General features: G+C 44.9%; 1 tRNA gene. It reads right to left on the reverse strand.

Annotated features, from left to right (window positions below):
* Positions 1–201 precede the first annotated feature (201 nt).
* Positions 202–277, reverse strand: a tRNA-Glu gene (locus ACSZO4_RS25880).
* Positions 278–390 lie beyond the last annotated feature (113 nt).

The raw sequence follows: 390 nt of genomic DNA on the forward strand, positions 1-390 counted from the left end.
TCGTAAAACACTTCAGTGTTGCGAAAATTTGAGAGACTCGAACACACCGCTTTTCATTTCTTATTACGGAGAAATGAAACAGTGTGTCGTTTCAATTTTCAGCTTGATCCAGATTTTTAAAGAGCAAATATCTCAAACAAGACTCGAAAGTCTGTTTTGAGATATATCAGGTACGCATCTTTCACTTACGTTACCAGCAAGTGGCGTCCCCTAGGGGATTCGAACCCCTGTTACCGCCGTGAAAGGGCGGTGTCCTGGGCCTCTAGACGAAGGGGACGTGTAAGTCTCAATCGCAAGACGCCTTGCTTTTTACTTTTCATCAGACAATCTGTGTGAGCACTACAAAGGCAGGTTCTTTAAGGTAAGGAGGTGATCCAACCGCAGGTTCCC

The organism is Phytobacter sp. V91 (assembly GCF_965644225.1).
Taxonomy (GTDB): Bacteria; Pseudomonadota; Gammaproteobacteria; order Enterobacterales; family Enterobacteriaceae; genus CBFFRJ01.